Origin of the sequence: Methanoculleus sp. UBA291 (assembly GCF_002499755.1) — an archaeon.
Taxonomy (GTDB): domain Archaea; phylum Halobacteriota; class Methanomicrobia; order Methanomicrobiales; family Methanoculleaceae; genus Methanoculleus; species Methanoculleus palmolei.
Map to the genome: position 1 here is coordinate 1 of NZ_DANC01000013.1, position 24,282 is coordinate 24,282.

The window sequence follows — 24,282 nt, forward strand, 5'->3', positions numbered from 1 at the left end:
CCGGTGGGTTCCGGTGTCACGTTTCCGGTGGGTTCCGGTGTCACGTTTCCGGTGGGTTCCGGTGTCACGTTCCCGGTCGGTGTCGGTGTCACGTTCCCGGTCGGAGGCGGAATCTGGGCACCTGATGGGATCAGGACACCGTCGATCACGTAGACGGTGATGCTGTTCGTGATCGGGATCTGGGTCACGACGGCAATGTTGTTGATAACCAGTTGATTGTCGTCGGTGAGCGAGACGTTAACGTCCGTTCCCTCAACGGTCGGCAGCGAGATCTGGCCGTCGGTCGAATTCTGACAGAGCTGTATGAGTTCTTCGATCGTGTAGTCTCCCTGGATGACGTGGTACTCGATGATGGTGTTCAGGAGCGTCGTGTTGTTCATGATGGCCGCGAGGGTCTGATTGCCGAGCCCTTCAAACGCATCGTTGGTCGGAGCGCATACGAGGTACGTCCTGTTCTGTTCGAGTTTCTGGTCGAGAGTGGAGTTATTTAAGGCTCCAACGAACGTCGTCAGGTTCCCCTCCCCGGAAAGCCCCGCAGCGATCTCGGCCGTGATGCCCGCTCCGGTCGTCGGTTCGGGTGTCACGTTTCCGGTCGGCTCCGGTGTCACGTTCCCGGTCGGCTCAGGCGTCACATTCCCGGTGGGTTCCGGTGTTACGTTCCCTGTCGGCTCAGGTGTTACGTTCCCGGTCGGCTCCGGTGTTACGTTCCCGGTGGGTTCGGGTGTCACGTTCCCGGTCGGCTCCGGTGTCACGTTCCCGGTGGGTTCCGGTGTTACATTCCCGGTCGGTTCCGGTGTCACGCCTCCGCCGGGTACGCTTACGTTCACGAACAGCGTGTATGAGGCGTTCTCAGGAGTGTGGCCCGGAGGCCCGTAAGAATAGGTCACGTTGTCCCCGTCGGTCACATCCGTCACCGCGGGCCCGGTCGTGCCTTCCTCGCCATTCACCCAGTAGGTCCAGTTGTTCGGTGTCCCGTTTACCACCTCGTTCTCAACGTCCGTAATCGAGAAAATGCTTAAATTCCCCTCCTCCGGAGGCAGGTCTTCAGCAACCTGGTACTCGAACGCTCCGAGAACCGCGGCCCTGTCAAGTGCTCCAAGAACGGTCGTCTGTGGCACCTCATACGGTTCGGTACCGTTAATCGGTGTAATGTTCACAGACTCACCCTGGTTCAGTTCGACCGGCCCCTCTCCGATCAGGACTGCCGTGCTTGCGGCAGAAAACGACAGGAGAAGAACGAGGCACAGACTGAACAGTAAAGGTCGTTTCATACATATCCCCCCTTTCAGGCAGATGAATATCCAATGTAATATAAAAATATTGTTATAATTATGATTAAACGCCTACCCACATGGATCAGGGCCCATATTCCGGACTGCTGCGGCCGGAGAGCCCCACGGTCCCGGTCACGGGCAATTGACGGCACACCCGGTTTGCGTTCTTTCACCGGCCGCGCCTGCAAAGACAGAAGTGACGTTAAGGCTCGGAATAAAGATCGAATACTCGTGATAGAATTCAGAGGACGGCAATGGTGGTTGCCGCCCCCCATCCTTCTATTACGTTCACTGCACGTTACTCACCGTCTCGTTGAGACCCGCCTCCGGAGTCACGGTCTGGTTCTCGGCCGCCGTCAGGTTCACGCTCTCAGGCACCAGCACCCGGTCGATGACGTGAATCACACCGTTTGTCGCGTTGGTGTCTGCCTCGGTGACGGTCGCGTTCTCGACCATAACCTCGCCGTCGCTGACGCTGACGTTCAGGCTCTCACCGGAGAGCGTTGTGAGCGTCGTCTCGTTTCCGGTCTCGTTCCCGCCGAGGAGCCCGCCGAAGATATCGAGAACTCCACCGTCAGACTCGTTCCCCGTCTGGTTCCCGGTCTCGTTTCCGGTCTCGTTTCCGGTCTGGTTCTCGGTCATGTTTGTGAGGTCCGCTACGGTGTACTCACCTTCAACAACGTGATACTGAAGGACCAGGGTCAGGTTTTCGGGCTCGGTCATGAGCCGGAGAACAGTGTCGTTACCGAGGGCGTCGAACGCCTCGTCGCTCGGTGCAAAGACCGTATACGGCCCTCCGGAGTTCAGGGTGTCAAAGAGCCCTGCCACATCCATCGCTTCGGCGAACCTCGTCAGGTTCTGGTCCTGCTCGATGGCGGTGGCGACTGTCATATTTGCGGTTTCGTTATCCTGTCCGGTCAGGTTCCCGGGTGTCGTTGTTGCATTCTCGTCCCCAACCACTGCCGCCGTCACACCAAACGGCATTGCCAGAAGGACAAGGATACACACACCTAACGTTGTCCATCGTCTCATACTATCATCCCCCCCTTGGGAGGAGGGAGAGGATATATATTGAATTATATAAATCTTCGCATACTTACAACAAACACTGTTTCGGAAGAACGAACCTCAAACACTGAATATTAAAGCAGGCGTCCCGGACGGGCCGGCACCCCCGGTGAGTCCAGGAAGGCCCCGGTAATCCTTGCGCAATCGGCCGGCCCTCCCCGATTTCAAGGGTTACAGCCGTACCAGTACGGCTTTCCCCTCCGTATACTCCTCAAGCGCCCGGCTGCCGTTTTCCCGGCCGATACCGCTTGCCTTCGTCCCGCCAAACGGTACCTCCGGAGGGATCTTCAGGTGCTGGTTGACCCAGACGATCCCCGCTTCGAGGCTCTCCGTCGCCCGGGCGATAGTATCCGCGTTCCGGGTCCATACCGATGCCCCGAGACCGTAACGACTATTGTTCGCCGCACTGAGCGCCTCGTCGAGGTCCGGGACGGCGGCAATCGGCAGCACCGGACCGAAGACCTCCTCCGTGAAGAGAGCGGAATCATACGGAACATCGGTGACGAGCGTCGGCAGGAAGAAATGACCGCGCTCGTACTCTTTCCCCGCCGGGGCCCGTCCGCCCGCGACGATCTCCCCCTCGTCCCGCTCCCGGGCGGCATCGACCAGGCCGCTGACCCGCTCAAGGCCCGCCCGGTTGTTCAGCGGGCCCATGCCGACGCCGCGGTCCATACCGTTCCCGACCACAATCGCCCCGACCCGGGCTACCAGACGTCGCACGAACTCGTCCGCGATCGATTCAAAGACATAGAGCCTTTTGACCGCCGTGCAGACCTGACCGCAGTTGTAGAACCGCCCCCGGACGACTCCCTCGACCGCCTTTCCGATATCCGCATCGTCACAAACGATCATCGGGTCGCTGCCTCCGAGTTCCAGCGTGAGGTGCTTCATCGTCGGTGCGGCGTCCAGGGCGACCTGCCGTCCTGTCTCGACCTCGCCGGTAAACGAAACCTTCCGAACGCCCGGGTTCCTCGCGATCTCCCGGCCGACCGTCTCCCCCGGGCCGGTGACGACGTTCAGGACACCCGGCGGAAGGCCCGCACCCCAAAGGATCTCCGTGAGCCGCATGCAGGTCAGCGGGGCTGTCGTGGCGGGCTTTAAGACCAGAGTATTCCCCGCCGCCAGAGCCGCCCCGATCTTCCAGCCCATGATGATCGCCGGCATGTTCCAGGGGATGATCGCGCCGCAGACGCCGAGCGGGCGTCTCCTGACAACGGCACGGCCGTATCCCCGGATCTTCATGAACTCTCCCTCTCCTCCCGCAGAGAGGGCATGGTAATACTCGAGGATGTTCGCAAACCCGTTGATCTCGTCGACCGCTTCGCGGATGGGCTTTCCCTGCTCGGCGGTCAGGAGCGCCCCGAGATCGGTGTTCTGCCGGCGCACCTCCTCTGCTGCGAAGAAGAGGACCTTCGCCCGATCCCGGGGACTCTTTCCGGCCCAGTCCCCGAATGCCTCCCCGGCGGCTTCCACAGCGGACCGGACATCGTCCTCGCCCCCAAGCGGCGCCTCATCAACCACGTCCCCCGTGGCGGGGTTATGCACGGGAAACACCTTCCCGGAGACCGCGTCGCGCTGCTCACCGTTGATCAGCATCTTCATACCCGATCCTATAGACGGGGGTGGTAATATGCGCACCGGCACCTGCCGACAGGAACAGCCATCGCCGCCGACATCCCGGCCAGCAGGAGGAACGCGGCCAGGAAACCGAACGCTCCGGCGGCCAGCCCCGCAAGGGCGGGAAGGAGCGTAAACCCGGCGTAAGTTGCGGAATTGAAGAGCCCGGTCATAACGCCCTGCTGAACCCTGGTCTTTGCAAGGAATGCAAGCGCCGCGACGATCACCACTCCCGCAAGGGCGCCGATGAAGGGAAAGGCATAAGGCGTAACGTAACCCGCCGCCACCGCCCCGGCCATCAGGATCGACGAGACCCGGAGGGTCGGGACCGGACGGAGGGAGAAGCGCGGCGCAATGAGCACGGCAACGGCGGTCGCGACGTTGATCGTCGCGAGCTGCAGGGCAAGGATCGACGGGTCCTGTCCGGTATACTCCGGGTAAACAGCCGCCACCGCCCCGGTCATGCCCACCAGGACGGCTGCTGCGGCAAACAGCCAGAAGTAGTCCCGGACGATCGGGGAGATGTCGACGCTCGCGAACCCGTCCCGTTCGCTCTCCCGGACCGCGATGCCCATCACGAGCGCAGGGGCGGCAAGCACCGTAAAGAGGGCAATTCCGGCAAGATGGCTATTGAGGGCCGCATCGAGCCAGCCTGCGGCAAGGAGCCCCACGACCAGGCCCAGGTTCTGGGCCGCCACAACATATCCGCTGACCCGCCCGGACGACGGGTGCGAATTTGCCCACGCAAACGCCGCCGAGAGGAAGAGCCCGGCACCGATCCCCTCCACCACCCGGAAGACGATCAGCGGCAACCCGGAAGGAAAGAGCAGGATGAGGACTCCGCTTGCGAAGGTCAGGAGAAGACCGGCACGGATGAACGGTACGCGGCCGATCCGGTCGCTTGCCATCCCTGCCGGCAGCACCGTAACGAACGTGCCGAGAAAGTAGGCGGCGTAGACCGCACCCTGCATCGCCGCTCCCTCGCCGAAATCGGGAAGCACCGGGACGACGGCGTTCGAGAGCGCCATCACCACGAATATCCCGAGAAGGACGGGCAGATTCCGGAGCATCCCTAGATCATGCGGTAGGTCTCAAGGTTCATGGGAGAATGCGTCTCGATGCGGTAGCGCTTGTAGATGGAACTTGCAAGGTCGAGGGTCTTGTTCTCGTCGCCGTGGATGGTGAAGATCTTCTCCGGGCGCGGCTGAAGGTGAGCGACGTAGTTCATCAGCTGCTTCCTGTCCGAGTGGCCGGAGAACCCGTCGCTCGTCACGATCTCGAGGTTGATCACGATCGTCTCGCGCCACCCGAGCGGGATCTCCCGCCACCCCTTCTGGATGCGCCGCCCGAGCGTCCCTTCCGCCTGGTAGCCGACGAAGACAAGCGCATTGCGCTCATCGGGGCCGAGAGCCTTGAGATATTCCATCACCGGCCCGCCGTTCAACATGCCGCTCGTGGTGATGATGACGCACGGGTCGCCCGTAATCACCTGCTCGCGGATGGCCGGCGAGTCCACCTGGACGAACGCCTCGGCAAGGAAGGGGTTGAGGCCCTCGCGGAAGATCTGGTTCCGGAGATCGCTGTTGAGGTACTCCGGGTAGGTCGTGTGGATGGCCGTCGCTTCCTTGATCATACCGTCGAGGTAGATCTTCACCGGGGGTATCTTCTGCTTCCGGATACCCTCCTCGAGGGCGAGCATGACCTCCTGCGACCGCCCGACGGCAAACGCAGGGATGATCACCTTGCCGCCGCGCTTGATCGTCCGCGAGACCGTCTCGTAGAGTTTATCCTCCGCGTCTTTCCTCTGGGGCTGGATATCGTTCGACCCGCCGTAGGTGCTCTCCATGAAGAGCGCCTCAAGGCGGGGAAAGGTCGATACTGCCGGGGAGAAGAGCCGCGTCTTCTGGTAGTTGAAGTCCCCGGTAAACGCAATGTTGTAGAGACCTTCACCGATATGGAAGTGCGCGATGGCCGACCCGAGGATATGCCCCGCGTTATGGAAGGTGAGCTTGACGTCGGGGGCGATATCGGTCACGCTGCCGTAGTTGAGGGTGATGGAGTGCTTCATGTAGGTCCGCACCTCGTTTGAGGTGTAGGGGATCTTATCCGTCTCCTTCCGGACGACGTCAAGGTAGTCGAGCTGAAGCATCGTCGAGAGGTCTCTCGTCGGCGGGGTCGAGTAGACCGGCCCTTCGTAGCCGTACTTGAAGAGAAGGGGAACGAGAGCGCAGTGGTCGAGGTGCGCATGGGTGAGCACCACCGCATCGAGCGAGTCGAGCGGATAAATCTCGGGCACGTAGAGGTACGGCGTCCCGTTCTGGGCGCTGCCCGGCTTCTCCCCGCAGTCCACCAGGATCTTGCTCTCCGGCGTCGAGACCAGGAACGCAGCACGGCCGACCTCACGGCAGCATCCGAGCGTGGTGACCCGCAGCCACTGGTCTTTGCTCGTGACCTCCCGGTGGATGCGGCGGCCGATCGCTCGCAGGAACGCCTTGCGTTCGTCCTTCACCGACCGGAGGTAGGTGCGGATCTGCTTCACCGTCGAACTCTCGATGGGCGGTGTCCGGACAACCTTCGGCGTCCAGCCGATCTGCTTTGTGATCTCCCGGAGCGTAATGCCGTTCTTGCCGATGACGACGCCGGGCTTCTCCGCCTCGATCAGGACTTCGCCGGTCTCCGGGTCGAAGAAGAGATCGGAGATCCCCGCACTCTCCGGCACCACGGCCCGGATCTCCTGAGCCGCCCGTTCCGGGTCCTCAAGGATATTCGGGCGCACGACGATGCGCTTCCGGAGGTCGCGCGCCAGTACTTTTATCAGGTCCGCCTGATCGGCAAACAGTTTCGGATCATCGGTATAAATGACAAGTTCAGGCCCCTCAAACTCGACGTCCGAAATTGCAATCCCACTGGGAACAATCTTCTCGATCTGCTCCTTAAGGTCCCGGAGTTTCTCATCAATAACCATTAAAATCGTCCTAAAAAATGTCAGGATGTCGAGTGGGCCGCAGACGGCCTCTGCAACCCGCTCTCTATGTGTTCTTCGTATTTCTCCTTCGTTATCACGACCACCATGATGTTCTCGCCGGATGCAGCGTCACGGCGCATCGCCGAGCTGACGGCGCGGACGGCGAGGTCCTTTGCCTCGTCCTCCTTCATGTCGGGGCGATACTGGTCCTCGAGCACACCGTAGGCATAGGGAGATCCCGAGCCGGTAGCGACGATATCCTCTTCCTTCGTCGCTCCGCCCATGGCATCGACGGAGTAGACGCTCGGTCCTTCATCGTCGAACCCGCCCATCAGGAGCTGGACGTAATACGGGTAGTAGCGGTTCTGATTCAGGTAATTCGAGAGCAGGGTCGATGCCGCACCGACGGACATGGTCTTGCCGCGGCGCATCTCAAAGAGGTTGCACTCGACCTGCAGTATCCGAACGAGTTGCTGCGCGTCACCGACGCCGCCGGCGGTGGTGAGGCCAATCCTCGGCGTGATCTGATAGATCTTCTTGGCCCGCTTGCTCGCGATCATGGTTCCCATCGTTGCCCGCATCTCTGTCGCAAGGACAACGCCGCCGTCGAAGATCAGTCCTACCGTGGTTGTGCCTGTCATTATCTGTTGGGAAATATCAGCCATTGAAGCACCCCTAAAATCATTAAAACACTTTATCTCGCTCAAAAGCGGTTAAGCGTATAGTGATATCATAAAACATAAATTTATCGTCGTACCGACTTTTGGGCACGACTTGATAGTCATCCATATACTATATGAATGTTGCCCCTTAACTCTTTCGCAGACCCTGCGGGTCCGGCAGCAGGACTTTGATCAACTCCCGATCGAAGAGCATGGCAATGAGCCGCTTGTTCCCGTTGACCACCGGGAGTTGATCGACCCGGGACCGCCTCATCTTCAGCGCACACTCGCTGACCTCGGCGTTCAAAGGAACTGCGAGAACGTTCCGGACCATCGCGTTCTTCACGGGGATCGGGAGGAGCTGGATCCGGGAGATCCCGTAACTGATGGTGTGCATATCCCGGATGCTCTCCCAGGTCCACTCGTCATCGTCCGTGCCGTTTGAGAAGTCGCTGACCTCGACGCCGTCCTCAATGCGCGAGTGCCTGATGAGGTCCCGCTCCGATATGATGCCGGTGAGCGTGCCGTCCTCCATCAGAACGGGGATGGCGTCGTAGCCGGAGATCTCAAGGACTCTCCCCACCAGCGAGAGGGGCGTCTCTTCCCAGAGGGCATAGGTCTTGCTGACGTAGTTGTCCTTGATGAGGGTGGTGAGGCGCATCTGGGCGATGGCGCCGATAAGGTCGGCCACGCTGATGAGCCCGATCATCGACCCGTTTTCCATGACGGGCAGCCTCCTGATGTTATGCCGCACCATCAACTGGGCCGCCTCCGAGATGGGAGCGTCCGGCCTGATGACGACCGGGTTCGGCGTCATCAAAAGCCCGAGCTGGGTCTCTTCCGCCTTGCGGAGAAGGTCCTTACGCGTGATGATGCCGACAAGCTCTCCGTTCTTCAAGACCGGCACACCACTTATACCCGTGCGCTTTAAGATGCGCAGAACGTCGTCCCTGTTGCCGGGGATCTCAACGCAGACGACGTCGGTTACCATAAAGTCCCGGACGAACATCTGCTGAGAAGCGGCTATGATCTCACCACCGTGGTCGTAATAGAACTGTTCCGCACGACGTAATCGGTCACGCTGCCGAGGAGGAGGCGGTCGACACCGCTCTTGCCGTAAGACCCGAGCATGATGAGATCGACTCCCAGTTCTTTGGCGAGGGCGACGATCTGAGACCCCGCATGCCCCTGCCCGAGGTGCGTGGTCAGCGAAACGCCTGCTGCATCCGCCTTCTTTCGAGCTGCTTCAAGAACCTCCTTGCCTTCCTTCTGCAAAACACTGTACATGACTTCGAGTGTGTTGTCCATAGGAAGGGACGAAAAGAGTCCGGATTCGACCACATAAACAACATGAACTTCGGCGTTCCAGACGCCGGCCTCGCCGATAGCCTCCTCTAAAGCCCGGTTAGCCGGCTCTGAACCGTCTATAGCAACAAGTATCTTACGGAACATACACACCACGCAGAACAGATACTTCTTATCTGTTTTCTATTGCGTGGTTAAAACTGTTTGGTCGACGAATGAAGAATCCAGCCGCTTTACAACGGTTGCCCGGATGTCTTTACTGAAGGAGAGATTACCTTTCTCCGGGTTTAAGACCAGCAGATGTGCTTCCTGCCCCTCTTCGAGGTATCCCGGTCTTCCGGCGAGTCCGGCCCCCGAGACCGCAGCGCGCAGGACGTCGGCAGGGGGCGCGCGGTAGACGGTCGCGGTGAAGGCCATCTCCTGGAAGAGGTCCGGCTGGACGAACATAACGTTGTCCGTCCCGAGATAGAACCTGCCGCCGAGTTCGAGGATGCGCGCAATCGGCGGGTGCGCCGGGGACGCCGCGACGCCGAGCAACCAGTTCGACCGCGGGCAGACGGCGACGGGGATATCCATATCGACGATCCGCCGGAGCTGCGCGTCCGTCGCGTGGGTGCAATGGACGAGCAGGTCTGGCTCAAACGTGAGCGCTTCATCGATATCGTCCGGGTTCTTCTCCCCGGCGTGGAAGGCGACGAGCCTCCCCGCGGCCCGCGCGCCTCTGACGACCTCTTCGGCGTTCGCCACGTCGTGGGCGCTGCTGATGCCCGCCCCGTCGCTCACCTCCTCGCCGCCTTCGCGGCCGAGGATGACGGGCAGGCAGTCGAGTCCGGCGGCCGCCTCGCGGAGCGCCGCCACACCTGCAGCCCCTCCTTCCCTGAAGTCGGCAAACCCGGCTGTTCCGGTCGCGATCATCGCGACGATGCTTGACCGCATCCCCCTGACGAGGTCGGCCCGCGGAGTTGCCGCAAGGACCCTGTGTTTTAACCCGTTCGGGGGTTTGACGAGGTCCGCAAGGCTGCCCCGGACAGGGAGGTCCATCGCGACGGTGTCGCCGAGGTGGGTATGGGCGTTAAAGAAGGCGGGCACGATCCAGCGGTTCGGTCTCCGGGGAGCGGGCTCTATCGAGGTGATAACCCCCCCCGAAACGACAATGCTGACGTCCTCTTCCCTGAGGTCTTCGCCGAGAAGCGCCCGGCCGGTGACGACATACGATGCGGCTTGCATTTGGTTGGACCCGTGTTTTAAATATGGTAAGAGAGAATATTTCTGTATGGCGAAAAAATCTGGCGGAAGACTGGTCTCCTCTGCCGGCCTGGTCAACTACTACGACAGTGAAGATCACCGGGCAATCCATATCAGCCCGCAAGTCGTGATCATCGTAACCATCGTGACCGGGGCGGCAGTCTTTATCCTCAATGCCCTCTTCTAATCCTTTTTGTTCTTCAGGGCCGTCAGGGCCGCCCTGATGATATCCTCTTTCGGCGTGAAGTAGACGGAATCGTGCCCGTTCCAGGTCCGGCAGTTCCGGAAGACCACGGCAGGAACACCCTGGTGGCTCTCGCCCATGACGAAGTTTGCGAAGGCCGCAACCTCATCGATCGCTGCTTCTTCGGTGATCTCGAGGACATGGCCGAAGAGGTCGGTGTCGCCCCGATAATCGTTGATCGCCGTCATTCCTGACCATCCGATGGCGATGCCGGTCTGGCCGCGCCGGAACGACCGCCCGCAGGTGTCGGTGATGAGCACCCGGACGTCCTTTCCGGAGATGCGACGGATCGCGTTCCGGACCTCGCCGGCGGCCCCCATGGGGTCGGGAGGGAGGACGATGATCCGGCCGTCTTCGACGTTGCTGTGGTCGACGCCTGCCCGCACGCCGATGTGACCGGATGGGAGGGCGGAGAGGATGAACGGGTGCTCGAGCAGAATATCGGTCGACGAGTCCAGCACCGCCTGCACGAAGCGGGGGTCTTCCTTCGTCTTTGCCGCGATCCGGACGGCGTCCGCACCGGGGTTGATCTCGGCGAGGTCGCGGGTGAAGCCCTTTGCCTTTGAGTAGACCGACGAGGCGACCGCGAGGATATCTCCGTCTTCGAACCTGACCCGGTCGCAGATCAGGGCTGGCAGGTCGTCGCCGTTCTGGATCAGGGGGAGGCCCTGAACACCGATTACCTGGATTGCCATGGATCAGTGATCGTCTCCGCTTGCAGAAAAATGCTCGGGTTTTCAGCAACCGGGCGCCGCCGAATTTCACCGATTACAGTTGCGGTCGGGTGCGCGGCGCGTGATCGACCCTGTTTTTTGGAGAATCACCAGCAGGGAGACTCCACCTCCCGCGTCAGCCGGAACTCCGGATCGAACGCGCCGATCAGGTCAAGGTACTGCTCGACGGAGCGGGTGAAGAGGAAGCATTCTCGCACCCGCTCGCGCGCCGCACGTCCGAGCCGTTCCGCGAGGTCGGGGTCGCGGAGCAGCCGGACGATCCTCTCCGCAGCCTCATCGACGGAGGAGACCAGAAATCCGCTCACGCCGTCCTCTATCTGGTAGCGGATGCCGCCGACGTTGCCGCCGACCACCGCCGCACCCTTCCACATCGCCTCCGATACCGTCAGCCCGAACCCCTCCCGGAGGGACTTCTGCAGGACGACCGCCGCCCGGCGCTGGAGCGCATTCACGAGCGCCCCGTCCTGGACGCTCAGCACGATGATCCGCTCGCCCCGGTGGGAGAGGAGCGACCGGTAGACGTCCGCGCCCTCCGGGTCGTCGGTCGCCACGTTCCCGACGAGGACCAGGGTGCACTCCTCCTCCTTCCTGGCCTTCTGGAAAGCCCGGACGACCCCCTCGGGGTCCTTCCAGTGGTCGAACCGCGAGACCTGAACGACCAGGGGGAGGTCGGTCGGAATATGGTAGTGTGCAAGGCGCTCGTCGATGGCGCTCTCGGAGAGTTCCCGGTTCACGATGGAGAAGGGATCGACACCTGGCGTGAAGAAGACCTGCGGTGTTCGGAGGTTCTGCCGGTAATCCCTGTTTGAGAAGATGACGGCGTCGTACTTCTCGATGAACGGGAGAAGGTAGTTCCAGACCGCCGGGTCAGGAGTGGTGAGATCGACATGGCAATGCCAGATCCAGGGGCATTTCTTCCGGTAATGGGTGATCAACGGGAGCGGCTGCGGGTCGTGAATGATGATCACGTCGTGGTCGAGGTGGTTCCGTATCGCATTCTCGTGAACGACATCTTCATAGATCTCCTTCTTGCGGTCGGTCAGGTTGATTTCGGTACCCTGGAGGGCGTTATGGAACTTCTTTGTCACGCTGAAGAAGTCCGGCGGGCCGTGGACGACGCGCCACCCGGTCTCTATGCCGAGACTGTTCATCAGGAGCGTCAGAGACGACAGGACCTGGGAGACGCCGCCGCCGTAGTAGGTGGAGTTCATGTGCATGACGTGGAGGTCCCGGAGCGGCCGGGCCTTCGCCTCAATGCGGCGTACGGTCTCTTTTCCTACGTACGGTTCATAATCCCTGATCCCGTGAATATCCCCCATCCCGATCACCTCTGCATCCCCGCGATCACACTTATGCGTAACGGCGTGCCTTCGCACAACCGTTATATGGGTGCGCGGTCTTCCCGTCAGGCGGAGGTACGGGGGGGTATGGAAGCATCACCGGACCGGAGCACCGATCTGCCGGGGACGGCGGAGTCGTACTGGATAGATTCCTCGCCGGAGACGGGGTTTCCGCCGCTTGACGGGGACGGACACGCGGACGTTGCGGTGATCGGAGGCGGAATCGCGGGGATCACCACGGCCTTTCTGCTGAAACGCGCGGGACTGACCGTCGCCCTCATCGACGCCTACCGGATCGTCACGGGCGCCACCGGGTATACGACGGCGAAGATCACCTCCCTTCACCGGCTGATTTACCGGGACCTCATCGATCGGTTCGGCGAAGCAGGGGCCCGGCAGTACGCCGCTGCAAACCGGGCGGCAATCGAGATGATCGCCTCACTCGTCCGGGAATACAGCATCCCGTGCAGTTTCGAGCGAAAACCTGCCTACACCTACGCTGAGTCGGAAGAGACCCGCGAGTCTGTTGCGGCCGAGGCCGACGCGGCACGAAGCCTCGGGCTCCCGGCGGCGTTCGTGGACGACGTGCCGCTGCCGATGGAGACCTACGGGGCCGTCGCTCTGGAGGACCAGGCGCAGTTCCACCCCCGTAACTACCTGCTGCTGCTCGCCGGACACCTCCCGGGGGAGGGGAGTTACGTCTTTGAGACGACAAGGGCCCTGGACCTCGAGGAGCGGCCGGACGGCGTCGCGGTGAGGACCGACCGGGGAACGCTCTCTTCCGACTACGCCGTTCTCGCCACGCAGTATCCCTTCTACGACTGTCCCGGCGCATATTTCGCCCGGATGCGGCCGTCTACCTCCTACGCCCTCGGCATCCGGACCGGCGAACCGTTTCCGGACGGCGTCTTCATCAACGCCGGAGGGCCCGTTCACTCCTGGCGGTCGCATCCCGCAGATGCCGGCGAACTGGTCATCGTCACCGGTGCGGAGCACGACACCGGGCAGGCGACCGACACGAAAGCGCACTGCCGCGGCCTTGAAGCGTATGCACGTTCGGTCTATCCGGACGGAGTCGTCGACTACCGCTGGTCGGCGCAGGACTACGTCACGGCCGATCGCGTCCCCTACATCGGCCCGCTCGCCTCCGGGCACGACCGCGTCTTCGTCGCCACGGGGTTCGGGAAGTGGGGGATGACCAACGGCACCGCGGCAGGGATGATCCTCACGGACCTGGTCCGGGGCCGCACGAATCCCTGGGCGGAGGTCTTCGATCCTGCACGGTTCGGGGGGCAGCCGGAGTATCCCGACGGGGTACGGAAGAAACCCGCGGTCGTCAAGGGACCGGTCGAGATCGACGCCGGCCGGCTCGACCGAGAAGCCGCGGTGATACCGCCCCGGGAAGGGAGGGTCGTCGAGATCGACGGGCGGAAGGTTGCGGTCTTTCGGGACGGGCGCGGGGGAGTCGTTGCGCTGGACCCGGCCTGCATGCACATGGGCTGCACCGTCGCCTGGAACAACGCCGAAGAGACCTGGGACTGCCCCTGCCACGGTTCGCGCTACGATACCTTCGGGAAGGTGATCCACGGGCCGGCTGTCAGGAACCTTGTGCCGCGAAGGAGGCGGAACCCTCGCCCATAGAGCGCTCCAAACCCCGGAAGAAGATAAGATAGATAACTATTTATCCGGCCGACCGCCTACTCCCAGTAGGTATGTATCTCGTCATCCGCTGCCCGGGCTGCAAGACCTTCACCTATGTGGACCGCTATCAGCGCTGGAGGCTCTGTCCGATGTGCGGGGAGGCGATCAACGTCGGACGTGCGCCGGTCTACCTGGAGACCGACGACTTCCTGGACGCAGAACAGGTGGTGGAACAACTGGAGTCGTACCTTCACCGGACCGGAAAAGAAGACCTCACCGAACAGGACCTTCAAAGGTTACGGGCCCGGTATGCCGAGTGGGTGAAAAATCGGGTCTGACTTACCAGAGACGCCCGCAACCGGGACAGAGGAGGCTCACTCGCCTTCCGCAATGCGGACAGAACAGACCACCCGTACGTTCGTCGCAGGATAGGGGTCTCCCGCACCGTTTACAATAGATCGGGGCCTCAAACCCACACTCGTGCCTGACCATCAGTTCAGGTATGTGCAGTCCTTCGCAAAAAGATTTCCTTTCCCTCTGTTTGCCGGATCCCAGGTAAACCGGAAAAATGTTCGCCTCCCGTGCAGAACTGGCCCGCCAGAACCGCCCCGCCTCTTCCGGTGTGCGGGGTGCGGCCTCCAAGGAGCAAGTATAATTCTCCCGGCACCGATATATATCCACGCGGGGGTTGCCGAGCCAGGTCAAAGGCGCTGGATTTAGGGTCTTATACTAAAAAAGGTTCCTATATCTGACTTACATCCCACCCACGCGCGAGGGTTGCCGAGCCAGGTCAAAGGCGACGGATTTAGGGTCCGTTCTCGAAGGAGTTCAAGGGTTCGAATCCCTTCCCTCGCATACTATTCATCTATCTTCCTGGGTAGCCGGTGCCTTTCTCGTACTCCTTTAGCAGCTCTTCTGCCAGGATGCGGAAGATCTCATCCCTGAAGTACGCCTTATCGGGGGCACCCGGTGCATTCTCATTGACCGCGCGCTCGATAATCCGTGCGAGCAGCCGGTCTTTAAATTTTGGATTGGCAAAACATGCTCGAAAGAACTCTGAAAACTCCTCCTCTGTGAGATGCTTGAAAAATCTCCGGGCTTTTTTGTAATCGGTGAGCCAAGGGGCAGCATTCGGAAGCTTCGCCCGACACATCCCGCAGTAGTTCGAAGTGTCAGGCCATTTCTCTTTGCAGTCCGGGCAGACCTGAGTCATAGTCCGTCATGAGCACTCGCATACATTAAAATGAGGAGGAGTACTTTACCTGATTTTTTGTAAAAAACGCATTTTATCGCCTTAAAATCAAAAGACTTTCCTCACGCCACGCAAAACTTCAAAACATGGCCGAATTTATCCCCGATCGCCTTCCAGCGAGGGCGAGTAAAGGGGAGGAGCGTACATTCAGTATTCTAAAGAAATTGCCTGACGATTACCTCGTTTACTACGAACCCAATATCGACAACCGGCGGCCAGACTTCATCGTGATCGCGCCGGACCAGGGTGTCATCGTCATCGAAGTGAAAGGATGGTACCTCGACGACATCCAGAAGGTAAGCGACAGCGAAGTCGTTACGCTCTACGACGGACGCCCAAAGGCCGAGATACACCCGCTCACGCAGGCACGGAATTACCAGTGGCGGCTCGTGAAAGCGTGCGAGAAGAACCCGAGCTTCTCACACCTCCTGCACAAGGACGGACCGCACAAGAACCGATTTGTCTTCCCGTTCGGCCATTTCGTCGTGCTCTCGAATATCTCCCAGGACCAACTCCGGAATTATAAAGGGCACGACCTATCGGGTGTATTTCGGCCTGAAAACACCCTGACGCGGGATGTGCTCATGAGCCTTGAGAGTGCGTCGCCGCAGGAGATTGCCGACAAACTGAGATCGTACTTCGACCCATTCTGGCGGATCGAACCCCTCTCCCGGAAGCAGATCGACGTGCTCCGCGCTATCATCCATCCGGAGATCATCCTGAGTTACATCTCCTCCGACACGCCGCCGGCGCAGGACCCGGTGCAGTCAGCCCCCGCAAAGAGTGACATAGTCCAGGAGCCAGCGAAGGAGTATGTCTTCTCCTATGCCCGGGGAGTCCACGAACCGAAGGTAACATCGCTGAAGGTGCTGGACAGGCGGCAGGAGAACACCGCCAGGAAGATCGGCGACGGGCACCGGATCGCCTGTGGCGTAGCCGGGTCTGGCAAGACGGTCGTCCTGGTCGCACGGGCACGCTGGCTTCACGACCGCGACCCCGAGGCAAAGATCCTGTTGCTCTGCTACAACGTCTCCCTTGGAGCTTATCTGAAACATATCCTCGCCGATTACCCACGGATAACCGTCACTCACTTCGACGGATGGGCAAAGCAGAACGATGTTATCCGGTACAGGTGCGACCCGATCACCGGCCATGTCGAGGAAGACGAGCACCTTGGCAACCGCCTGCACGCGCAACTCTCGAGCCGCGTCGGCGACTTTCGGGCATATGATGCGGTCCTGGTCGATGAAGCTCAGGACTTCCATCCGACCTGGTTCTCGTGCATCCTTCTCGCGATGAAGGACCCCTATGACGGCGACCTGCTGATCGTATGCGACGGCAACCAGGGGATCCGGCCGGTCGGGACGGTCAGCTGGAAGTCCGTAGGGATCAAAGCGCAGGGCAGAACCATTCATCGCGCCCTGGACCTGGATCGGAACTACCGGAACACCCGCGAGATCCTGAAGCTCGCATCACACTTCGCCTCGCAGGATACACAATTTAACGAGGACTCGTTCGGGATCATCCCGGTCGATCCCTATCAGGCGCAGCGGAGCGGTCCGAAGCCGTTCCTTGTGCAGTGCACGGATCATGGCGATGAGTGCCGGAAGGCACTTGAGATCGTGAAAGGCCTTCTTGCCGGCAGGCTGCCGGACGGCAGCGCTCTTGAAGACGTGCACCCCGAAGAGATCGGGATTCTCTACCGGAAGGCGTCGGCAGAGGACAAAGAGCTGCTCGGCGATCTCATCGAAGGCATCCGCCCGTATGCCCCCATCGTCTGGATCAACGAGGATTCTTCGTCGCGGGCGAAGGTGATGGACGAGGGTGTCAAGATCCAGACGGTTGACTCTGCAAAGGGGCTGCAGTACCGGGTGGTGATCCTGCTCTGGCCGGATGCGTTCGTGCCGGTCAGGCCGGGTGACCTGCCGCTTGAGAACAGCCGGTTCTATGTTGCACTTACGCGGGCCGAGGATGTCTTGATCATCACGCATTCATTGGAGAATGAGTACGTCAACAAGATGCTGGCTTCAGAAGAAGTTGTGGTCTATTAATCGTATGGGAACAGGGCAAGAGTTAGAGGGTAAATGTGATCGTTAATTTTAGCACCGTGATGGCTGAGAGATTTCAGCACAAGGGAGATCTAGGAAGTCAGGCACACTAAAGTGGATGGCAAATATCAAGGTTTATATCTTGGCAAAACGCTAACCAGAGATGGGGATAGTAATATCGGCTCTAGAAATCAAAGAATTTTACAGTAATGATTGAATCTCTTAAAATTACTTTTTTTACTGCAGGCTGTAGCAGACAATGTGGTGCTGAATGAAGGTCTACAAAAAATTGAGGCGGATTGGAGGCGGAGGCTTTGGGGAAGTTTTTGAGGCAAGTGATGACTCCGGGAACATCTGTGCCATTAAATTCCTAAAACCGGGCTCGGAATCAGAGGAGATAGCAAGATTCCAGCGTGAAGTTCGTCTGCAGTCCACATTGAGTCACAAAAACATTGTCTCTATTTTGGATTCCAATATTGTTTATGAGCCCTATTATTTTACCATGCCTTTGGCAAAGTGCAGCCTACGAGAATATCTCCACCACCATCATGGGGAGAGCTGTCTCTGGGTAATAAGCCAGATTGCAGATGCGCTGAGACATGCACATAGTCAAGGTGTCATTCATCGCGATCTTAAGCCTGAAAACGTACTAATCTTTGATAGCGAAAGTGATGGAGTTTTCGCAGCTGTAGGAGATTTTGGATTGGGGAGATTTTTGCAGCGTGACACTTCATCGATTACACTTACAAATATGGGAATGGGGACCTCAGGCTATATGTCCCCCGAGCAGTATAAGGATGCCAAAAATGTCAATCATTTATCAGATATATACTCTCTGGGCGCTCTCTTGTATGAGGTATTGGCTGGAGAGCCTTACTTTATCGATAAAGATGTAGCAAAATTACCTCCGAAATATAGGTTTATAGTTCAGAAAGCATGCAAGACTAAAATAGAGGATCGATATCAGAGTGTTGAGGACTTTGTTCGGGATCTCAAGATTTTTCAAGAGGGAGCACTATCTCCAAAAACTATCGATGAAATTGAGTCTTTGCTCCGTCAGTTGTCGGACTCTGGGGATTACAGCAAGGAATCCGTGAAGTCGATCATATATGCACTACTGGAAAACATCAAAGATGATGAATTGTTGGTGAGAATATTTCCGAAGTTACCTGATCCAATATTGAAAGAATTTATTCAAAACTATCCGGAAATGTTTGCGACTCTTTTTAAGGCGTATGATGACTCAATCGATTGTTCACTTGAGTATAGTTATTGTGACGTTGTCGCGTCATTTTACCACAAAGTCTTCTATATGGATGTATCTCTCTATATCAAAGAGATAATCCTTGAGCGGCTCCCAATATTAGGAGCCAATCATAGTCGCTGGTATGTCGGCGATGTATTCGCTGATATCGTGAGTGGTCTAGACGATGAATACTTGATCATTAAGGTGAGAACTTTCTTACAATCGCGACCTAACGTGGCTGAATGGTGCCAATACTACCTAGACAAACCTCGGATTCCTAAAATGATACGTGAATTGCATGATGAATAGTTCATAGCTATGAACTAGGATTTACTCTATTCCGTCACCGGTATTTACCCAATGCTCTGCTCGTTACCGACGTGTCAGCATATTCTAATCTACAATCATGCATATAACGCACATTCGCGAATCTAAAACCTTGAGGTGGGGTGGTTGAACGGAAGTTTGAGAATATCTGTGCCTCCAGCAGCAACAACGGTGGAATCAGAGGCGAGGAGCGGAGAGCCATTTATGCTGAATAAGCATGTACGGGAACACCGCACAGTTTAGCCTTTAGGACACACGGGCGTCCCCTCCCTGAGACAAAAGCACCAAAACCCCCTATTTCAGCCATAATGACTAATAATCCGGAGCGCTGGAGATTCGTTGCTAAATAAAATACAAAACGTTTATTCAGGTTATACTTCTTATTGGTAATCATTGAGAGATTCATACCGGCGACAAGTGTCTGATCGCGGAACTTACAGTTGTCAAAATAGGTGGGAGCAGGAAGTGACGCTTTTTGTGTGAATATACTTTTCAAAACGGTGAGAAATGCCAAGAACCTGCGATATTAGGATCCCCATTTTGTGTGCTACACACCCCATTTCCCGAGAATACTGAAATCGAGCGTTACCAGCAATTGCTGAAACAGAAGGAGGACAAAGCACGGGAAAAAGTGGACAAAGGTAATTTAAATTTCGAGGGTGCGATATTAGACTCCTTTGAGATACCAATTCACGCAGTTGGACACGTTAATTTCACTAATGCTCAACTCAGTGGAAAACTCGATTTCAGTAAAGCAGAAATTAAAGAGAACATCATTTCTCGAGGCGTGAAAATCAGTAGGGATGCAATATTTCACGGCGCAAAAATTGGGAAAGAACTCATTTTTGATGGGGCGGAAATTGGCGGCGATGTTTTTTTTGGGGGCATAGAAATTGGCAAAGATATCTGTTTCAGGGATGCAGAAATCGCGGGAACCATCTTTTTTGGTGGCGAATTCGATCCTGTAAACAACGATCGGGATAGCCAATGCCAGGATAATATTGGCGGATCTGTTCTATTTAGTAATGCTAATATTAGCGGCGATATTATAGTTTGGAACACGAAAGTCGCTGGAATTATTGATTTCGGATCATTGAGTGCTGAAAAGTTTGTTGTAGACAAAATGTTGGTAGGAGCAATGTTTGATTGTCGAAATGCCCACTATAAAGAAGTAAAGATTACTAATTCTAATTTTCGCGGTCAAGTTCATTTTGATACAGTAAGGGTCACTCAAAATGTACAGTTTTTAAACATCGCAAATATGTGGGGTTTGAACTTTGATAATGCGGTAATTGAACACCTCAAGATTAACAACTCTAAAGTTGATGGAAATTGTTCTTTTAAGAGTTTTTCAGGTTCTGTTAATATCACAAATTCTTCGGTATCTGGTCCTTTAAATTTCAAAAAATCTGTAATCAATCATATATGGATTCGGAATAATCGCAGTATCAAGAGTCATTGGAATTTTGATGAAGCGACAATTAATAATCAAGAACTCATTGATTCCTTACGAGATTGCAATTGTGTTTCGTTTAAAAATACAACGTTTAAACATCCAAAAGCACAAGAAGAAGCCTGTAGATATGCAAAAAAAGTTTACGAGAACTTAGGAGATACTATTGAAGCTGACAACTATTTCTACCGCGAGATGGAGGCGAAACGACGGCAAAAACTGGAAGTTTTTAGGTGGCCAGAGTATATCCTTGTTCAACTGATATTTGGATATGGTATAAAGCCTCTTCGAACCTTTTGTATTTGGTTTGCAGTCATTCTCACATTTGCGCTGATATACCACAACTTTCAAACACTTGATCCTGGATCAACATTTATTGAGTACGTATACTTCAGCACGACTACCGCAATGACTCCAGGATTCGGCGGCTACAAAATTCTTCCCGGATGGCAATGGTTAGCACTGATCGAAGCTTTCTTTGGAACATTTATGTGGGCTGCCTTCATCACGATCTTTGCAAGGAAGTACATGCGGTAGGAGAATAACAAGCAATTGTTTTATCAAAATCCATTTAAATCTAAGAAACATCCTTCTCATCATGGAAAAGGGCAAAAGAACAAAGCCAAGGGAATCTTCCGATACGTCACTCTTTGATATAACGAACAACATTTTCAGGGGTGCCAAGAGGGACATTCAAGAACGGGATGAACAATTTGATAAATTGAGCATGGCCCTCGGCAAACCAATTTCAAAGGGAATACCGTGGCCATCATTCTCCGAAGTAGAAATCCAAGCGATCCTCAAACTGCATTTTGAGATCCTTGGCTTTAGCGTTATCTGGCGTCACAGAGAGGATCCTGCTAACGAAAAAGGCATAGATCTCGAATGCAGGCGAGATTCAGACGGCAAACAAATCATCGTCGCTGTAAAAAAGAAACCGAAGAAGGGCGATTTAGGACAGGTCTTAGAGTTATCTCAAGGAGATGCACACGAGCGCATGTATATATACGTTAATGGGGCAGCTCAGAGTTTCAGGGACCAACGAGAAACATTCGCTTCAAAAGTGGAATTTTGGGATGAGAAGATTCTTGAAGAAAGACTGAATGAATCTGACCTCACCCTTAAACTCAAGGCAGACAATTCACCTACTAAACTGGCAATATTCCAGATTATGAAAAGTATAGTTGAGGTAATCGATAATCCACCTCCCAGTACCCCGAGCCGACCACCATCACAAGAACTTATGAGGACGCTCTGGGATATGAAAGATAGAGCCGTTACCGTCAACAGATGCCTCAGCATGTCTCAACTCATGTTCGAAGATTCGAGCAGGTTTGGAGATCTTAGCGATATTAAAGCACAGAATTTAATGGTCTGGTGCCTTGACTTCATCTATACGTACGGGTTAAACTCGCTACTGTCCGCATTCACCAGTTTACCGCGGGAGCTGAAAGAGTTACTTGGCTCTGCGTATGAAAATACTAAAATCAGGTCAAACTGGCTCCAGTTATTCACGTATGATCCTGGTTTGATACCCGGGCGCGTTGAAGATGCCTGTGGTAAATATGAGCAGTTAATTGCCTCTGGGAAGAATAATGCCGATAAATGGCAATCAACCCAAGTGGAGGACGACATTCCCGAATCAGTGTATGCAGAATTGGATGAGGTTGCTGATGAACTTCGTCGTATCGGGATCTGGGCAGACGGCCTTGAGGGGACGATCGATGATCTTTTTGAGGAATACATACACCTTTCACGAATTACGTGATACAGTGGAACAGCCTCGAGTTTCATTGCTAAAGTTACACAATTTCGATCAATACGCGGCAAGAGAGATGATGTGTTTGAAACGTACTTATCAAATCGAAACACCACCGGAGCCAGCAATGGATTGGGAGATATACCAGCAAATGATGGTATCTGGGTGGGATGAGTTGTTGAATCGCAACCCCGGACCTACCGAGAAAGAAGTTCAACGGTTTCTTGAAGAGTATCCCGCAATGGTGCCTGGTGCCTTCAACCTAATGGGAAATCGGAGTGGACATTATCCATGGCTTTGTGGGCTTATTTCTCAACCCATACTCCCGTCATACAATTATCACGTACCGGATTTTATGTGGTTGGCACTCAACAGCGAAGTGGTGGAACCGGTACTTATCGAAATTGAAGAACCGGGTAAATCGTGGTTTACTAAATCCGGCCAGCCAACAGCAACACTAACACAGGCACTAAACCAGATTAGTCAGTGGAAAGTGTGGTTTAATGAGCCTCATAATGTAGAGGCATTCAAGGCCTTCTATGGATTAAATTATGCAATGTTAGATGGTAGAGATTTCAAGCCGTCCTACCTCCTAGTATATGGGCGCCGAGAGGAGGCAAATAGATCTCCCTACTTCACTAAACTGCGAAGTCATCTTCTGCTACCACCCGATGTGAAAATTATGACCTATGATCGGTTGGCTCCAGATCGTAATGCAGATCAATTAGTTTGTATGAATGTTAGGAAATCGGATGGTAAAGTGATATTCGAGACTATATCGGTTCCCGCTACGGTTAAATGGTCTCCCAGTTTAGCCAAAGAGCGTTCACAGTTAACTGGACTCGAATTTGCGATTGACTCAAATAAACATATATCACAAACTCGAAAAACCTTCTTAAAGAGTCGACTTCCTTATTGGAATGAGTGGTCGAAAACCTCAGATCGTGGTATAATATCTTCTGCCGATGCAGAATAATCAAGAGTTCACTCTAATATTTAAGGCGGAGTGGAGATACTCATAATCACCACTTTCAAGAAAAATGATCGTTTCTAGAGCAACGTTTAGAAGTACCTTACTCCAGCGCATCCCACCTCCGCTTGCTCCCTTCGGTCGCTCCGCTCCCCTCCCAAGAGGGGGGGCAGTCCGTGGCGATAGCCCGTAGTTGGGGACCCTCTTGCCGATAGAACAGGACGGGGGTCCGCAAACCCGACCAACAGCCGCGAGCATGTCCGGGCGCTCTCAACAGGGGTGGCAGTTGCTCCGGCGGATCGCAGAGTTGTCACGGGAGCAGATTGAGCCGTTGACCTTCGGTGCGGTCTACGCGACGGTGAGGGAGGGCCTGAGAATCGGTTACACGGTGTTCTTCAAGTGATTGCAAAAACTCGACGTCCTGCGGCTGGTCGACCTGATCCGGGTGCAGGCCAGCGGCGGGACGAACAAGATCGTGCTGTGATACGAGTTGGAGAAAGTGCAGGGGGTGTGCGGGTGAGTTAAGCAAGAACTATCAGATTATAACGCAGAAGATAGATCAGGCGTAACTGGAAGGATAAGTTCGCGATGGAGAGAACCACAATGAGACTCTGGGTGAAAGTTGGTCTTTTTCTAAGTGCTTACCTCCCTCTGTTCTTTATTTTGACCATTAAAAACTGGTTCAACCTTCCGACCTTCGTACTTTTTGTTGTGATTTCTGTCTACAGCTTAATTTGGTGGTGGCTCATAGTTCGCATTGCCAGGCAGACAACAAAAGAGGAATACCGAGTAACTGCCGCGACAAATAAGATGAAAGAGTCATTAACATACCTCTTGCCGTACATCATCGGGTTTCTCCCATTAAATGTCAACATATGGCAAGATTGGGCCGCACTAGTCGTTCTCCTGGTTATAGTGTTCATGGTTTACGTAAACTCGGACTTGTTATACGTTAACCCGCTTCTTCTGTTTTTTTCTTACAACATCTATGAGCTGGAGGTTTACAAACCCTCTATGGGAGAAGAGACCTCTACTCAAATGATCACGCTTATTACCAGAAGGAAAAAAGTACCTCGTAACATGACCCTGTCGTTGCATAAAGTTGATAAGGCAACATATCTGGAGGAATGAG

The 24,282-nt window shown here is 55.8% G+C and carries 21 protein-coding genes and 1 tRNA gene; 10 read left to right on the forward strand and 12 right to left on the reverse strand.

What is annotated here, in order from left to right; all coding sequences use genetic code 11:
* The 9 genes from BP737_RS02570 to BP737_RS02610 all read right to left on the reverse strand — a co-directional run.
* Positions 1 to 1,271: fasciclin domain-containing protein (locus BP737_RS02570; protein WP_342685865.1), on the reverse strand; the 1,271-nt coding region annotated here is incomplete at its 3' end.
* 291 nt (positions 1,272 to 1,562) lie between these two features.
* A complete protein-coding gene (locus BP737_RS02575) occupies positions 1,563 to 2,306 on the reverse strand; it encodes a fasciclin domain-containing protein (protein ID WP_342685866.1) in 744 nt (247 codons plus the stop codon).
* 207 nt (positions 2,307 to 2,513) lie between these two features.
* Positions 2,514 to 3,944, reverse strand: a complete 1,431-nt coding sequence (locus BP737_RS02580) for an aldehyde dehydrogenase family protein (RefSeq protein ID WP_292408991.1) — start codon at positions 3,942 to 3,944, stop codon at positions 2,514 to 2,516.
* 8 nt (positions 3,945 to 3,952) lie between these two features.
* Positions 3,953 to 5,029, reverse strand: a complete 1,077-nt coding sequence (locus tag BP737_RS02585; RefSeq protein WP_292408994.1) for an MFS transporter — start codon at positions 5,027 to 5,029, stop codon at positions 3,953 to 3,955.
* A 2-nt stretch (positions 5,030 to 5,031) separates the two neighbouring features.
* Positions 5,032 to 6,924, reverse strand: a complete 1,893-nt coding sequence (locus BP737_RS02590) for a beta-CASP ribonuclease aCPSF1 (protein ID WP_292408996.1) — start codon at positions 6,922 to 6,924, stop codon at positions 5,032 to 5,034.
* A gap of 20 nt (positions 6,925 to 6,944) precedes the next feature.
* The gene (psmB, locus tag BP737_RS02595; RefSeq protein WP_292408998.1) at positions 6,945 to 7,589 is read right to left on the reverse strand and encodes an archaeal proteasome endopeptidase complex subunit beta; all 645 of its coding nucleotides are present in this window, start codon (positions 7,587 to 7,589) and stop codon (positions 6,945 to 6,947) included.
* A 145-nt stretch (positions 7,590 to 7,734) separates the two neighbouring features.
* Positions 7,735 to 8,595 carry a CBS domain-containing protein gene (locus tag BP737_RS02600; RefSeq protein WP_292409000.1) on the reverse strand — a complete coding sequence of 287 codons (861 nt, stop codon included), beginning with the start codon at positions 8,593 to 8,595 and terminating at the stop codon, positions 7,735 to 7,737.
* A 14-nt stretch (positions 8,596 to 8,609) separates the two neighbouring features.
* Positions 8,610 to 9,038 carry a universal stress protein gene (locus BP737_RS02605; RefSeq protein WP_292409002.1) on the reverse strand — a complete coding sequence of 143 codons (429 nt, stop codon included), beginning with the start codon at positions 9,036 to 9,038 and terminating at the stop codon, positions 8,610 to 8,612.
* A gap of 36 nt (positions 9,039 to 9,074) precedes the next feature.
* A complete protein-coding gene (locus BP737_RS02610; protein WP_292409004.1) occupies positions 9,075 to 10,118 on the reverse strand; it encodes an amidohydrolase family protein in 1,044 nt (347 codons plus the stop codon).
* A gap of 46 nt (positions 10,119 to 10,164) precedes the next feature.
* Between BP737_RS02610 and BP737_RS02615 the strand changes: the two genes are divergently transcribed.
* A complete protein-coding gene (locus BP737_RS02615) occupies positions 10,165 to 10,323 on the forward strand; it encodes a preprotein translocase subunit Sec61beta (RefSeq protein WP_292409006.1) in 159 nt (52 codons plus the stop codon).
* On the opposite strand, the gene BP737_RS02620 is transcribed toward BP737_RS02615, so the two are convergent.
* Together BP737_RS02620 and BP737_RS02625 are read right to left on the reverse strand one after the other, a co-directional pair.
* On the reverse strand, positions 10,320 to 11,075 hold the full coding sequence (locus tag BP737_RS02620) for a coenzyme F420-0:L-glutamate ligase (RefSeq protein WP_292409009.1): 756 nt from the start codon (positions 11,073 to 11,075) through the stop codon (positions 10,320 to 10,322). The genes BP737_RS02615 and BP737_RS02620 overlap by 4 nt on opposite strands.
* A 125-nt stretch (positions 11,076 to 11,200) precedes the next feature.
* On the reverse strand, positions 11,201 to 12,433 hold the full coding sequence (locus tag BP737_RS02625; protein ID WP_292409017.1) for a glycosyltransferase: 1,233 nt from the start codon (positions 12,431 to 12,433) through the stop codon (positions 11,201 to 11,203).
* A gap of 108 nt (positions 12,434 to 12,541) precedes the next feature.
* On the opposite strand from BP737_RS02625, the gene BP737_RS02630 reads away from it, so the two are divergent.
* The 3 genes from BP737_RS02630 (at position 12,542) to BP737_RS02640 (ending at position 14,950) form a co-directional block, all read left to right on the forward strand.
* Positions 12,542 to 14,095, forward strand: a complete 1,554-nt coding sequence (locus tag BP737_RS02630; RefSeq protein ID WP_342685868.1) for an FAD-dependent oxidoreductase — start codon at positions 12,542 to 12,544, stop codon at positions 14,093 to 14,095.
* A 71-nt stretch (positions 14,096 to 14,166) separates the two neighbouring features.
* Positions 14,167 to 14,433 (forward strand): DUF1922 domain-containing protein, encoded by a 267-nt coding sequence (locus BP737_RS02635; protein WP_292409015.1) that lies wholly within the window; start codon positions 14,167 to 14,169, stop codon positions 14,431 to 14,433.
* Positions 14,434 to 14,865: 432 nt separating this feature from the next.
* Positions 14,866 to 14,950 (forward strand) — tRNA-Leu (locus tag BP737_RS02640).
* A 10-nt stretch (positions 14,951 to 14,960) separates the two neighbouring features.
* Here the strand turns inward: BP737_RS02640 and BP737_RS02645 are convergent.
* Positions 14,961 to 15,308, reverse strand: coding sequence for a hypothetical protein (locus BP737_RS02645; protein WP_342685869.1), 348 nt, complete (start codon positions 15,306 to 15,308; stop codon positions 14,961 to 14,963).
* Positions 15,309 to 15,433: 125 nt separating this feature from the next.
* Between BP737_RS02645 and BP737_RS02650 the strand changes: the two genes are divergently transcribed.
* The 6 genes from BP737_RS02650 (at position 15,434) to BP737_RS02675 (ending at position 24,281) form a co-directional block, all read left to right on the forward strand.
* On the forward strand, positions 15,434 to 17,398 hold the full coding sequence (locus tag BP737_RS02650; RefSeq protein ID WP_342685870.1) for a nuclease-related domain-containing DEAD/DEAH box helicase: 1,965 nt from the start codon (positions 15,434 to 15,436) through the stop codon (positions 17,396 to 17,398).
* Between the two features lie 268 nt (positions 17,399 to 17,666).
* Complete coding sequence (locus BP737_RS02655) at positions 17,667 to 18,950, forward strand: serine/threonine-protein kinase (protein WP_342685871.1); 1,284 nt, start codon at positions 17,667 to 17,669, stop codon at positions 18,948 to 18,950.
* Between the two features lie 562 nt (positions 18,951 to 19,512).
* Entirely contained in the window at positions 19,513 to 20,958 is a 1,446-nt protein-coding gene (locus tag BP737_RS02660) for a potassium channel family protein (RefSeq protein WP_342685873.1), read from the forward strand.
* Positions 20,959 to 21,019: 61 nt separating this feature from the next.
* Positions 21,020 to 22,189, forward strand: coding sequence for a hypothetical protein (locus BP737_RS02665; RefSeq protein ID WP_342685874.1), 1,170 nt, complete (start codon positions 21,020 to 21,022; stop codon positions 22,187 to 22,189).
* Between the two features lie 76 nt (positions 22,190 to 22,265).
* The gene (locus BP737_RS02670; protein ID WP_342685876.1) at positions 22,266 to 23,156 is read left to right on the forward strand and encodes a Shedu anti-phage system protein SduA domain-containing protein; all 891 of its coding nucleotides are present in this window, start codon (positions 22,266 to 22,268) and stop codon (positions 23,154 to 23,156) included.
* Positions 23,157 to 23,738: 582 nt separating this feature from the next.
* Positions 23,739 to 24,281: a hypothetical protein gene (locus tag BP737_RS02675; protein WP_342685877.1), complete on the forward strand. Its 543-nt coding sequence runs from the start codon at positions 23,739 to 23,741 to the stop codon at positions 24,279 to 24,281.
* Position 24,282: the final 1 nt, after the last annotated feature.

Excerpts from the sequence above, each read along its gene's own strand:
- BP737_RS02580 (WP_292408991.1), bottom strand. The coding sequence starts at position 3,944 with ATGAAGATGCTGATCAACGGTGAGCAGCGCGACGCGGTCTCCGGGAAG.
- BP737_RS02615 (WP_292409006.1), top strand. The coding sequence starts at position 10,165 with ATGGCGAAAAAATCTGGCGGAAGACTGGTCTCCTCTGCCGGCCTGGTC.
- BP737_RS02645 (WP_342685869.1), bottom strand. The coding sequence starts at position 15,308 with ATGACTCAGGTCTGCCCGGACTGCAAAGAGAAATGGCCTGACACTTCG.
- BP737_RS02600 (WP_292409000.1), bottom strand. The coding sequence starts at position 8,595 with ATGTTCGTCCGGGACTTTATGGTAACCGACGTCGTCTGCGTTGAGATC.
- BP737_RS02635 (WP_292409015.1), top strand. The coding sequence starts at position 14,167 with ATGTATCTCGTCATCCGCTGCCCGGGCTGCAAGACCTTCACCTATGTG.
- BP737_RS02665 (WP_342685874.1), top strand. The coding sequence starts at position 21,020 with ATGGAAAAGGGCAAAAGAACAAAGCCAAGGGAATCTTCCGATACGTCA.
- BP737_RS02650 (WP_342685870.1), top strand. The coding sequence starts at position 15,434 with ATGGCCGAATTTATCCCCGATCGCCTTCCAGCGAGGGCGAGTAAAGGG.
- BP737_RS02590 (WP_292408996.1), bottom strand. The coding sequence starts at position 6,924 with ATGGTTATTGATGAGAAACTCCGGGACCTTAAGGAGCAGATCGAGAAG.
- BP737_RS02620 (WP_292409009.1), bottom strand. The coding sequence starts at position 11,075 with ATGGCAATCCAGGTAATCGGTGTTCAGGGCCTCCCCCTGATCCAGAAC.
- BP737_RS02655 (WP_342685871.1), top strand. The coding sequence starts at position 17,667 with ATGAAGGTCTACAAAAAATTGAGGCGGATTGGAGGCGGAGGCTTTGGG.
- BP737_RS02675 (WP_342685877.1), top strand. The coding sequence starts at position 23,739 with ATGGAGAGAACCACAATGAGACTCTGGGTGAAAGTTGGTCTTTTTCTA.
- BP737_RS02585 (WP_292408994.1), bottom strand. The coding sequence starts at position 5,029 with ATGCTCCGGAATCTGCCCGTCCTTCTCGGGATATTCGTGGTGATGGCG.
- BP737_RS02630 (WP_342685868.1), top strand. The coding sequence starts at position 12,542 with ATGGAAGCATCACCGGACCGGAGCACCGATCTGCCGGGGACGGCGGAG.
- BP737_RS02605 (WP_292409002.1), bottom strand. The coding sequence starts at position 9,038 with ATGTTCCGTAAGATACTTGTTGCTATAGACGGTTCAGAGCCGGCTAAC.
- BP737_RS02575 (WP_342685866.1), bottom strand. The coding sequence starts at position 2,306 with ATGAGACGATGGACAACGTTAGGTGTGTGTATCCTTGTCCTTCTGGCA.
- BP737_RS02625 (WP_292409017.1), bottom strand. The coding sequence starts at position 12,433 with ATGGGGGATATTCACGGGATCAGGGATTATGAACCGTACGTAGGAAAA.
- BP737_RS02610 (WP_292409004.1), bottom strand. The coding sequence starts at position 10,118 with ATGCAAGCCGCATCGTATGTCGTCACCGGCCGGGCGCTTCTCGGCGAA.
- psmB (WP_292408998.1), bottom strand. The coding sequence starts at position 7,589 with ATGGCTGATATTTCCCAACAGATAATGACAGGCACAACCACGGTAGGA.